Raw genomic sequence first — 11,426 nt, 5'->3', positions numbered from 1 at the left:
TCAACTGTTGGCAGCGCAACAGTGGTTGGACACTTTGCTGTTTTGAACCGCCAACGACTTCCCTGATATACCGGCAACCCGCTGATTTCGTTGCACATTGCATTCGGGCACGACTCCTGCAATCACTCCAGTATCTCTCTGGAGCCTGGAGTCGGCCCATGTCAGCCCAACCCCTACAACCTGCCCACATCATCCGTTCGGACGCCGAGGCCATTGCGGTTGCCACCGAGTTGGCCAAGCGTTTTGCCGTGGACGCCGGCGTGCGCGACCGCGAGCGACGCCTGCCGGTGGCCGAGCTGGATGAATTCTCTGCCAGCGGCCTGTGGGGCATCACCATTCCCAAGGCCTACGGCGGCGCGGAAGTGTCCTATGTGACGGTGGCCGAGGTGATCAAGCTGATCTCCGCCGCCGACCCGTCCCTGGGGCAGATTCCGCAGAACCACCTGGGCGTCGTCGACATCCTCCTGCAAACCGCCAGCGAGGAGCAAAAGCAGCACTACTTCGCCAAGGTCCTGCTGGGCTATCGGTTCGGCAATGCCTTCTCCGAAGCCAAGAGCAAGAACGCCGGCACGTTTGACACACAAGTGCGCTTTGACGGCGACAGTGCGTACATCAACGGCGAGAAGTTCTACTGCACCGGCGCACTGTTCGCCCATATCGTGCCGACGGTGGGCGTCAACGAAAAAGACCAGGCGTTCATCGCCTTTGTCGAACGGGACGCGCCGGGCCTGCAAGTGATCGACAGCTGGGACGGCTTCGGCCAGCGCACCACCGCCAGCGGCGGCGTGACCCTCGACGGTGTGAAGGTGCCGCTGAGTGCGGTGATCCCCGCCCACCAGGCCTTCGACCAACCCACCGCCAACGGCCCGATTTCGCAGATCATCCAGGCGGCCGTCGACACCGGCATCGCCCTCGAGGCCCTGGAACAAGCCAAGATTCATGCACGCCAGGCCCGGCCCTGGATCGACAGCCAGCAGGATCACGGCTGGCAAGACCCGTTCACCATCGCCGCCATCGGCGACCTGGAATGGCGGGTCCACGGCACCGAAGCGATCCTCGCCAAGGCCGGCATTGCCGTCGACCAGGCCCTGGCCAACCCCAACGAAGACACCGTGGCCAATGCCTCGTTGGTCGTCGCCCAGGCCAAAGTGCTGTCGGCGGAAACCGCCTTGCTCGCCAGCAGCAAACTCTTCGAACTGGCCGGCACCCGCTCGGTGTCCGGCAAGCACAACCTCGACCGCTTCTGGCGCAACGCGCGTACCCACACCCTGCACGACCCGGCCCGCTGGAAATACCACCTGATCGGCAACTTCGTGCTCAACGGCGTCAAGCCCACACGCCATGCCTGGAACTGAGGAGCTGCATCCATGACCGCACTGAATCAGGCGCGCCAACTGCTGGAAAGCACCCGGCGCTTTGTCGAGAAAAGTGATGACCCCTACGTGATCAGCCGCTTTGGCGATTTGCAGATTCGCGTGGAGGTAGCGGCTGCTTTGTTTGAGCGTGCCGAAACCCACCCAGGCCCGGTGGCCCTCACAGAAGCCCAGATAGCGGCTGCCGAGGCCCTCATCGCTGTCAGCAACGCCGAATTCGAACTCACCGGCCAGCGTACTGCGCTGCCGCCGACCCTTGATGATCCCCTGCGCTGGAAATACCAGATTGTCGGCAACTACCACCTCAACGGTGTCGCCCCCCGGAGTAACGTTTAATGCCTCGTGAAATCCGTTTGAATGCCTTCGACATGAACTGTGTCGGCCACCAGTCGCCGGGCCTGTGGGCCCACCCGCGTGACCGCTCATGGCAGTACAAGGACCTGGAATACTGGACCGACCTGGCAAAAATTCTCGAGCGCGGCAAGTTCGACGGCCTGTTCATCGCCGACGTGCTGGGCATCTACGACGTCTATAACGGCAACGGTGACGCAGCGATTCGCCAGGCGACCCAGGTGCCGGTCAACGACCCGCTGTCGCTGATCGCACCCATGGCGCTGGTCACCGAACACCTGGGTTTTGGCCTCACCGCTTCACTGTCCTTCGAACACCCGTACCCGTTCGCCCGGCGCCTTTCCACCCTCGACCACCTGACCAAGGGCCGCGTCGGCTGGAACATCGTCACCTCGTACCTGGAAAGCGGCGCGAAGAACCTCGGCCAGAAAGCCCAGACCGAACACGATGCGCGCTACGACTACGCCGAGGAATACCTGGAGGTTTGCTACAAGCTCTGGGAAGGCAGCTGGGAAGAGGGCGCGGTGTTACGCGACCGCGAACGGCGGATCTTCAGCGACCCGAGCAAGATCCACGAGATCCGCCACGTCGGCAAACACTTCCAGGTGCCCGGCATTCACCTGTGCGAGCCTTCGCCACAACGCACGCCGGTGCTTTACCAGGCCGGCGCTTCCAGCCGGGGCAAACAGTTCGCCGCCGAGCAGGCCGAATGCGTGTTCGTCGCCGCGCCGTCGAAAGTGCTGCTGAAGAAAACCGTTGCCGATATCCGCCGCCGTGCGGCCGAGGCGGGGCGTGACCCGAAGAAAATCCTGATCTTCAACTTGCAGACGGTGATCGTTGGCGAGACCGATGCCAAGGCCAAGGCCAAATTCGACGAATACAAATCCTATGTCAGCTACGAAGGCGCGATGGCCCTGATCTCCGGCTGGACCGGCATCGACTTCAGCCAGTTCAAGCCCGATGAACCCCTCAAGCATGTGCATACCAACGCCATTCAATCGGCGGTGGAAGCCTTCTCCACTGCCGACCCGAACAAGGTCTGGACCCCGAATGAACTGGCAGACTGGGTGGGCATCGGCGGCTTCGGCCCGTTGTTCGTCGGCGGCCCGGAAACCGTGGCCGATCTGTTGCAGGAATGGGTTGAAGAGACCGATGTGGACGGCTTCAACCTGGCCTATGCACTGACCCACGAGACCTTTATCGACGCGGTCGAGTTGCTGGTGCCCGAGTTGCAGAAGCGCGGCGTGTACAAGACCGAATATGCCCAGGGCACCCTGCGGGAGAAATTGTTTGGGGACGGCGCGCGGTTGGCGGACAACCACCCGGGGGCCAGCTATCGTGATTTGTCGGGTGTACATAAAACAAATGTGGGAGCGGGCTTGCTCGCGAATGCGGACTGACATTCAGCATTGATGTTGCCTGAAGCACCGTTTTCGCGAGCGAGTCGAGCCGTCCCACCGCCGCCCACATAAATCCGGCCAGCGGACCACCGCATGCTTGTTTCACCAATAGGAGCATCACCCTATGAGCGTGCATGAACTTGAACTTGCGCTGGATGTGGAATGGCCCGCCGAACGGGTTACGGTGTTGCCCGAGGCGTTGGCGCAGTTGCGCCATTGGGCACAGGTGACCCCGTTGCACAGCGCCCTGCGCCACAAGCGTGACGGCCAGTGGTATGCCTGGCGCTGGATCGATGCGTTGCGGGATGTCGAGCGCCTGGCTGATGGCTTGCGTCAGCAGGGCTTTACCGAGCAGTCGCGGCTGGCCCTCAGCGGTGCCTTCGAACCCGGCCTATTGCTGCTGGCCCTGGCCGCCCAGGTGATCGGTGGCCAGATCCTGACCCTGGCGGATGACCTCGAGCCCGCTGCCCTGCAGCAACAAGTGTGGCGCATCCGGCCTACCCACGCGTATGTCCCTGGGCTCCAGCCGTTGGCGATGGTGCGACGGATCGACCCTGTGGACACCTCACAACGGCTCTGTCGCTGGTGGCAGCCTTCGGGCAAGACCGAATTGTGGAGCGGGGAAAGCACCCATTGGCAAGGCGGCCTGGCGACGGTGCTGGAGCAATGGCTGATTAGCGGCCAGAGCCTGGGCTTCCCGCAGTCGGGCTGAACTAGGCGTGCCGGGTCGATGTGCTGGATACTGCACGGGGCGATTTTTACCACAACCATTCAGGCAGACAGTAAGGGCGCAATTTCATGAGTGAAACCGAACGCGGACAGGCGACGAGCGCCATTCGCAACGCCGATGTGCTGATTGTCGGCGGCGGCCTGAGCGGGACGATGCTGGCGGTGCAGTTGCTGCGCCTGCCGGGCACGCGGCAGATCCTGGTGATCGAGCCGCGCCAGGAACTGGGGCGCGGCGAGGCCTACAGTGCGGTAGAGCTTGGGCACACCTTGAACGGCAACGCCGCGCGCATGAGCGTCGACCCGGACAACGCCGATGACCTGACCCAGTGGCTGACCGCCTACATCGCCGGCGGCGGCTGGCCCGAGTCGGACCAGCAGCACGTGCCCATCAGCGAACTGTTTCCGCCCCGCGGGATTTTTGGCCTGTACGCGCAGCAGCGGCTGGCCGAGGCCAAGGCGATTTCCGCGTCGACCGTCGAGCACATTCGCGCCGAGGTGACAGACCTTGAGGTGGATGAACACGCCACACGGCTGACCTTGAGCGACGGCCAGCAACTGCGCGGTGCCTGTGCGGTATTGGCCACCGGCATGTTCCCGGCGGCACGCACGCCACAGACCGAATCCAGCGGCTTGAATGCCGCTGCCGTCGACCCGTGGGATGTATCGGCCATGACCCAACTGGACCCGCAATCCACCGTGCTGATCATCGGTTCCGGGCTGACCATGGTGGACGCCGTGGTGTCCCTGGAACAGGCCGGCCATCGCGGGCCCATCGAGATTTTTTCGCGCCACGGCCTGTTGCCCCATGTCCGTCGGCAGCCGCCGGCCTGGGTCGACTTCCTGGGAGAAGACCACAGCCTGCGCAGCCCCCGGCAATTGCTGCGGGAGGTGCGGCGCCAATGCCGGCTCGCGCTGGAGCAGGGGATTGACTGGCAAGCGCCGCTGGACACCGTGCGTGCCAACATCGGGCGGTTGTGGAGCCAGGCCAGCGAGGGCGAGAAACGTCAGTTCGTGCGGCATGTGCGGCCCTGGTGGGAAAGCCACCACCACCGTTCGCCGCCGTTAAGTGCCGAGTTGGTGGCGCGGTTGCATGGGGAAGGGCGGCTGCGGATCCGGGCGGCTTCGTACAAGGGGCTGGTACCTTCGCAAGGTGAGGTGACGATCCGCCTGCGTCATCGTGGAGAGCAGGATGTGGTGCAGGTGTCGGGGGCAGCGCTGATCAACTCCAGCGGGATTGAATATGACTGGCGGCGCGTGGCCCGGCCATTGCCCAGGCAGTTGCTCAAGCGCGGGCTGATTCAGCCCGGGCCGTTGGCGTTGGGGATTGCGGCGGATGTGTCGGGGGCGGTGCTGGATGCCCACGGGAGTGTCAGCCGGCGGCTGTTTGCCATGGGCCCGCCGTTGCGCGGGATGTGGTGGGAAAGTACCGCAGTGACGGATGTCGCGATTCAGGCCAAGGCGCTGGCCGCGAGGTTGGCACACCTCTAAATCTAATGTGGGAGCTGGCTTGCCTGCGATAGCGGTGGGTCAGCTGCATCTTTATCAACTGAGAGATTGCTATCGCAGGCAAGCCAGCTCCTACAGGTCGGGTTCATGGACCGACCTTCACAAACCCAGGCTTCAACCCAAACACTTCAACCCCCTGGGCCGTCGACTGCCCGGTGGTCACCGTCACCCGCTCCACCGGTTTATCCATCGCTGCCCGATATTCCACCGTCATCACCCCATTCCCGCGACTGATCGCCTGGGCCGGTACGACAATCGCCTGGTCATTGTTGTAGGTCACAATGGTCAACCGCGCACTCATCCCCAACCTTACCCGTTGCAACTGTTGTGGGGTCAGCTTGGGAATCGACAGGGTCACCGGAAACTGCGCGCTACCCTGGCTGTCGCTGGCAATCGCCAAGCCACTGACCACGCTGACCGATCCCGTCAGCCGTTCCCCATCAAACCCGTCGCCCATCACCTCCACCGCCTGCCCTTGGTGCAACTGGTTGATGTCCAGCTCCGACACCTTGGCGACGATTTTCAGCTTCTCGATATTCGCCAGTCCAAACAGCACCTGGCCCTGGCTGACCTTGCTCCCGGCCTGCACCGGCGCGCTATTGTTCCCGCTGCCCTGGGTCGATGAATTACTGCCCGGCGCCGGCACCACAATGCCGGAGAACGGGGCCTTGACCTCCTTGCCATCGAGCAGGGTGCGCAGGGCTTCATATTTCACCGTGGCGTTGGTCAGCTCCATATCGGCGATCTGCCGGTATTCGCCCTTGCCTTGTTCAACGGTCTGTTGCAGCTCAGCGCGGGCGGCCGTCAGGTCGAGTTGTTGCTGGGTGGCCTGCTGTTTCAGGTCGTCGAGTTCGTTGCGCGGGATGATGCCGCGCTTGAACAGGTTTTCGCTTTCGGTGAGTTTGCGCTGGGTGTTGCTGGCGGTCATTTCGGCAGTGCGCAGGGTGCGGCGGGCGCGCCCGACTTGCTGGCCGCTGTCCCAGTCCTGCATTTCCTGCACCGTGCGCCGGGCCTTGAGCTGGGCGGAGAGGGCGTCGCGCAGTTGCACTTCGAGGGTGGCCGGGTCCATGCGCAGCAGCACCTGCCCGGCCTCGACCCGCTGGCCCTGTTCCACCAGGTTGGCCTGCACATTACCGTCGAACGGCGCGGTGAGGGTGATGGTGGTGTCAGGCTCGATCTTGCCCACCAGGCCGATCTGATGCACCAGCGTGTCGACCTTCACCGCCAGCCACTGCTCGGCGTTGCCGGGCTGGTTGGCGGCCGGGCTTTGACGGCTGAGCAGCGAGATGCCGACGCCGGCCACCAGCACAATCAACACGGCGCCCAACAGGCGCTTCTTATTAGTAGTCATTGAGGGCGATTTCCCAACTTTCCAGCGTCATGCCCAAGGTCAAGTCGAGCTGAGTCTGGGCGTTCAAATAGGCAATCAGCGCATTGAGCCGCGAGTTCTCGGCGTTGCGCAGGTCGGTTTCGAAACTCAATACCTGGAAGTTCGTGGAGCGCCCGGCGCTGAGTTTTTCCCGTTCGATTTCGATCTTGCGCTTGGACAACTCTACCGCCCGCTGGGAAATTTCATACTGGCGCCAGCGAGTGCCCAGGTCGCGCACCACATCGTTGACGTCGCGCTCCAGTTGCTGGCGGGCGTCGGCGATGATGATCTCCTGGTTTTCCACATCGACCCGCGCGTGCACCTCGGCCTGGCGAGTGCTGATGTCGCCGATGGGAATCTGCACCTGCACGCCCGCGTAGCTGTCCCAGCGCCGATTGCTGTTGTAGCCGTTATCGTCATTGGTGGCGGCCCGAATCTGGTTGGCACCGGCCACCAGGTCCACTTGCCAGCGGCCGGAGTCCTTGGCGATCACCAGGTTGAGGTCGGCCTGCTGGCTGCCGAGCAGGGTGGCGAGGTATTCCGGCTGCTGGTTCTGCGCCAGCACGAAAGCCTGGCGTTTATCGATGTCCATGGGCCTGGCTTCAAGGGCCTCGGTGGCGCGGATCGGTGTCGACAGGTCGAGGGCCAGCAGGCGCAGCAGGGCCAGGCGGCTGGTGTCCAGTTGGTTCTGGGCTTCTTCCACCCCCAGTTGCTGGGTGGCGATATCGGCTTCGGTCTGCACAATCTCGAACTCGGCCATGCGCCCGGCACTGATCAGTGCCTTGTTCACTTCAAGCAAAGTGCCGGAGCGCTTGAGGGCGTCCTGCACGATGCTCAGTTGTTCCTGGGCCCGCAGCAACTCGCGGTAGGTGGCGATGATGTTGCTGATGGTTTGCGCCACGTTGGCCTTGAGGTTCAGGCGGTTGGCCTGTTCCGACAGGCGTGACAGGCGCAGCGGGGCGGTGGTGGCGTCCCAGCCGGCACCGCGCATCAGTGGCTGGATCACTGACAGGTCGAGGCCGTCGCTGCGGTAGCGCCCGGCGCGATCGGCGTTGTTCAGTTGCTGGGTCCAGTTCATGCTCAGGCGCGTGCCGTACTCACCGAGCAAGGTGGCATTAGGCGCGAGGTTAGCGTTGCGGGAGCTGTCTTCAGTGCCTTTAGTCGTGCGGTAGTAGCTGTTCAGGGTCAGCTTGGGGTTGAACGTGTCTTCAGCCACCCGCAGGTCGAATTTCTGCGCCACCCGTTGCAGGTACGCGCTGCGAATCGCCGGGTTGTTGCGCAGGCCCAGGTACACCGCATCCCCCAGGGTCAGGGTGGTGGACTGGGCATTCAGCGACACGCTGCGTTCATAGCCACTGCGGGTGGTACTGGGCGCGGAGGGGCGAATCACCACGTCGGCGGCCACGCTGTGCAGGCTTACCAAGGCGGTCAACAACAGCAGGCGTTTATTCATCGCGCAGGGCCTCCACCGGCTGCAGCCGCGAGGCCGACACCGCCGGATAGATCCCGAAAAACAGCCCCACCAGCAACGTGCTGCCGACCCCGAGCGGCAGCGCGGCCACTGCCAGGGAAAACTGCCAGCCGGACAGCCTGGCATACAGGTACGCGGCGGTCATGCCCAGTACCGCGCCGCATACCGCACCCACGGCGGTCAGGGTCACGGCTTCCAGCAGGAACAGGTTGCGAATGTCGCGCTGGCGCGCCCCGAGGGCCATGCGAATCCCGATCTCCCGGCGCCGCTCCGAGACGTTCATCAGCATCACGTTCATCACGCCGACGCCGCCGCCCACCAGGGAGATCGCGCCCAGGGCCAGCAGCAGGTAGGCGAAGGTCCGGCTTTGGCGGGTCATGCCATCGATCATTTGCTGGGGTACCTGAATGTCGACATCGTGGTCGGTGAGCTGGGCTCGCAGTGCCACGGCTGAGTCCTGGGCGAGGCGTTCCATATCCTGTCCGGGGGTGGCACGGATGATCACGTTGCCGATTTGCGGGCTGGCGTAGATCCGGCGCATGCCCGGGGCGGGGACGAACAGCGATTCGTTGGCCTGTACGGGAATCAGCATTGCCCGGGGCTGGCTGTGCAGAATGCCCACGATCAGGAACAGGTAATCGTTGATACGTACCCGGTCGCCCAATTGCAGCGGGTCGCCGGGCACGCTCAAGGCCTGGACGACCTGGTCACCGACGACCGCATAGGTTTCCCCAGCATCGAAACTCGACAGGAAGCGCCCGTCGCGCACCGACAGGCGCATGGCATCCTTGAGGTCCGGCGTACTGCCGACGAGGCTTGCGTTCCAGGTACGGCCATGGAACACCACTGGCCCGCTGAACAGCGAGACCGCACCGATATGGGCAATGCCGGGAACGCTGCGGCGCACGGCTTCCAGGTCCAGGCTGGCGGGCATTTGCGCAGTGCTGGCACCCCTGGGCGGGAATTGCGCCACCAGGGTGTCGGTGCCCATGTCCTTGAAAATCATCGCCGCGTCTTCGGCGGCGTTGTGCCCGATATTGATCAGCGCCACCACCGAGGAACTGCCGATGACGATGCCCAGCAAGGCCAGGATCGAGCGCTTGCCCAGGGTGCGCAGGCTGACAAACGCCTCGTGCAGCAACTGGCTCAGGCTTTGTTCGACCCGCAGGCTCATAGGCGCCCGGCCTCTTGCACCACGCCATTGCGCACCAGGATCTTGCGATTCAGTCGTTCGGCAATGTGCGGGTCGTGGGTGACGATGATCAGCGTCACCTGCTGCTCGCGGTTGAGCGCCAGCAACAGGTCCATGATCTCCTGGGCGGTGGTGCTGTCGAGGTTGCCGGTGGGTTCGTCGGCGAGGATCACCGACGGGTTGCCGACCAATGCCCGGGCGATGGCGACCCGTTGGCGCTGGCCGCCGGAAAGGTCGGCCGGGCGATGGTGGGCGCGCTCGGCCAGGCCCACCTGGTCGAGCATGCGCAGGGCCTGTTCCACCGAGTCGTGGCGTGACACGCCGCGGTAGCTCAGGGGCAGGGCGACGTTGTCCAGGGCACTGAGGCGTGGCAGCAGGTTGAAACTCTGGAAGACGAAACCGATCTGCTGATTGCGGATCGCCGCCAGTTGATCGGGGCTGGCGCTGAAGATGTCATGGCCGGCAAAGCGGTACTGGCCGCAGTCGGGCAAATCCAGCAGGCCGAGAATATTGAGCAGGGTACTTTTGCCGGAGCCGGAGGCGCCGAGGATGCCGCAGCTGTCACCGGTTTCGATGGCCAGGCATACATCATTGAGAATCGACAGGTGTTGACCGGCCAGCTGATAGCTTTTGCCGATGCCTTGCAAGGAGATAAAGCCTGGGTGCGCGGGGGTATCTGTCATCATGACTACGCCTGCAGCCTCGACAGCGCCGTGCTTCCCCCGAAAATCCTTGTAACAAGTTCAGGAGCTGCCTGGTACACGTCACGGACTGGTTTTATTTCTTGTTTTTAAAATATTGTTTGAATACTAACCGCGATCCAGCCGTTCCGCCAGCCATGGATATAGAGCGGTTTTACCCTTTGAAACGATTCTTCAAAGGGACGTTTCCGGCACTGCAAAAATCCATCAGCTACCCTCAATGAGCCCGTTGCTGTTGGCTTTGAATAGTATGGCGCTGTGTCACTACTTGCTTTCAGGCAGCGGCCCCGGTATAAAAAATCAAATTAATTTTTAAAACAATATTTCCGCAGTGGAACCCCAATCCCTATGGTCGCGAAGAAACTCAGCGCTCCAAACGTTACCAAGACCCGATTGCTGGATGCGACAGAGGCTCTTTTCATCAAATACGGCTATGACGCTGTTTTGTTGCGGCAGATAACCGAGAGGGCCCAGGTCAATCTCGCTGCGGTGAATTACCACTTCGGGGACAAGGACTCCCTGATGAAAACCCTGCTGATGCAGCGCCTGGAGCCGCTCAACGAGCAGCGCCTGGAGTTGCTCGCCCGGTGCGAAGCCGAATCCGACGGCCCGCTGGATTGCGACACCTTGCTCGGGGTGCTGTTCGCCCCGGCCATGGGCCTGGAACGCAGCGACCCGGCCAGCGGGGAAGGGCGTTCATTCATCCGGTTCCTGGGGCGGGTGTACAGCGACACGTCGCCGTTTATCCAGGAATACCTCAAGGTGCATTACCAGCCGGTGTTCCAGCGCTTCTTCGAAGCCTTCGCCCTGGCGCTTCCGGACTTGCCGCGCAACGAGCTGGGGGTGCGCCTGCAATTTGCCCTCAAGGCGATCTCCGGGGTGATGGCCGGTACCGAGCTGCGTTTGCTGATGAACTCCATGAGCCTGGGACGCCCGGCCACGGATGCCGAGGTCATGGCCAAGCTGATTACCCTGGTGTCGGCGGCGATTCGTGTGCCGCAGCAAAGTCCTGAAGCCGAAACGGCCCTGGCGCGGGTGCTCGATACCCAGCGCGCGATACGTGAGCAAGCGGCGTCGCCTGTCAACAAGGTGGCTCGTTGACCCATCAAGACCGGCTCGCAATGAGCCGGTTTGCTTCGACTCCTCTCTCCAGAAACCGTGTGGCCACTCAAATCCCGGGCAAAAAAAACCCGCTGGGGCGGCGGGTTTTTAACTACAACGTTTGTAACGGATGAGGCTTTACCCTACGTCTCTGGATGTGAATAAAACGTGAAAAATATGTAAGAGAAAGTGTGAAATCTATTGGCTTGTGTAATCCCGACAAATGGCAGTCA

9 protein-coding genes and 1 pseudogene are annotated in these 11,426 nt (G+C 62.8%); 6 read left to right on the top strand and 4 right to left on the bottom strand.

Annotation, left to right across the window (positions count from 1 at the left end; all coding sequences use genetic code 11):
* The first annotated feature begins 158 nt into the window (after window positions 1–158).
* The 5 genes and pseudogenes from JV201_RS18870 to JV201_RS18850 all read left to right on the top strand — a co-directional run bounded on the left by JV201_RS18870 (window position 159) and on the right by JV201_RS18850 (window position 5,341).
* Window positions 159–1,355 (top strand): SfnB family sulfur acquisition oxidoreductase, encoded by a 1,197-nt coding sequence (locus JV201_RS18870; protein ID WP_219405907.1) that lies wholly within the window; start codon window positions 159–161, stop codon window positions 1,353–1,355.
* Between the two features lie 12 nt (window positions 1,356–1,367).
* Window positions 1,368–1,709: a hypothetical protein gene (locus tag JV201_RS18865; RefSeq protein WP_003211737.1), complete on the top strand. Its 342-nt coding sequence runs from the start codon at window positions 1,368–1,370 to the stop codon at window positions 1,707–1,709.
* On the top strand, window positions 1,709–3,124 hold the full coding sequence (locus JV201_RS18860) for an LLM class flavin-dependent oxidoreductase (RefSeq protein ID WP_003211735.1): 1,416 nt from the start codon (window positions 1,709–1,711) through the stop codon (window positions 3,122–3,124). Before JV201_RS18865 ends, JV201_RS18860 begins: the two co-directional genes overlap by 1 nt.
* Window positions 3,125–3,248: 124 nt before the next feature.
* Window positions 3,249–3,830, top strand: a pseudogene (locus JV201_RS18855) (AMP-binding protein); the annotation flags it as partial.
* Between the two features lie 92 nt (window positions 3,831–3,922).
* On the top strand, window positions 3,923–5,341 hold the full coding sequence (locus tag JV201_RS18850; RefSeq protein ID WP_219405906.1) for an FAD/NAD(P)-binding protein: 1,419 nt from the start codon (window positions 3,923–3,925) through the stop codon (window positions 5,339–5,341).
* A gap of 103 nt (window positions 5,342–5,444) precedes the next feature.
* On the opposite strand, the gene JV201_RS18845 is transcribed toward JV201_RS18850, so the two are convergent.
* Genes JV201_RS18845 through JV201_RS18830 form a run of 4 tightly spaced genes read right to left on the bottom strand, consistent with a single transcriptional unit; the run spans window position 5,445 to window position 10,077 of the window.
* Window positions 5,445–6,710 carry an efflux RND transporter periplasmic adaptor subunit gene (locus JV201_RS18845; RefSeq protein WP_219405905.1) on the bottom strand — a complete coding sequence of 422 codons (1,266 nt, stop codon included), beginning with the start codon at window positions 6,708–6,710 and terminating at the stop codon, window positions 5,445–5,447.
* Window positions 6,700–8,181, bottom strand: coding sequence for a TolC family protein (locus JV201_RS18840; protein WP_177054851.1), 1,482 nt, complete (start codon window positions 8,179–8,181; stop codon window positions 6,700–6,702). The genes JV201_RS18845 and JV201_RS18840 overlap by 11 nt, the downstream gene beginning before the upstream one ends.
* Window positions 8,174–9,373, bottom strand: a complete 1,200-nt coding sequence (locus JV201_RS18835) for an ABC transporter permease (RefSeq protein WP_003211725.1) — start codon at window positions 9,371–9,373, stop codon at window positions 8,174–8,176. The genes JV201_RS18840 and JV201_RS18835 overlap by 8 nt, the downstream gene beginning before the upstream one ends.
* Window positions 9,370–10,077 carry an ABC transporter ATP-binding protein gene (locus JV201_RS18830; protein ID WP_023658970.1) on the bottom strand — a complete coding sequence of 236 codons (708 nt, stop codon included), beginning with the start codon at window positions 10,075–10,077 and terminating at the stop codon, window positions 9,370–9,372. Before JV201_RS18830 ends, JV201_RS18835 begins: the two co-directional genes overlap by 4 nt.
* A gap of 363 nt (window positions 10,078–10,440) precedes the next feature.
* Between JV201_RS18830 and JV201_RS18825 the strand changes: the two genes are divergently transcribed.
* Window positions 10,441–11,193 carry a TetR/AcrR family transcriptional regulator gene (locus JV201_RS18825; RefSeq protein WP_003211721.1) on the top strand — a complete coding sequence of 251 codons (753 nt, stop codon included), beginning with the start codon at window positions 10,441–10,443 and terminating at the stop codon, window positions 11,191–11,193.
* Window positions 11,194–11,426: the final 233 nt, after the last annotated feature.

Origin of the sequence: Pseudomonas sp. Colony2, from assembly GCF_019382755.1 — a bacterium.
GTDB lineage: Bacteria > Pseudomonadota > Gammaproteobacteria > Pseudomonadales > Pseudomonadaceae > Aquipseudomonas.
Note: the sequence above shows the minus strand (reverse complement) of the source record. Positions and strands in the feature narration are given on the sequence as shown.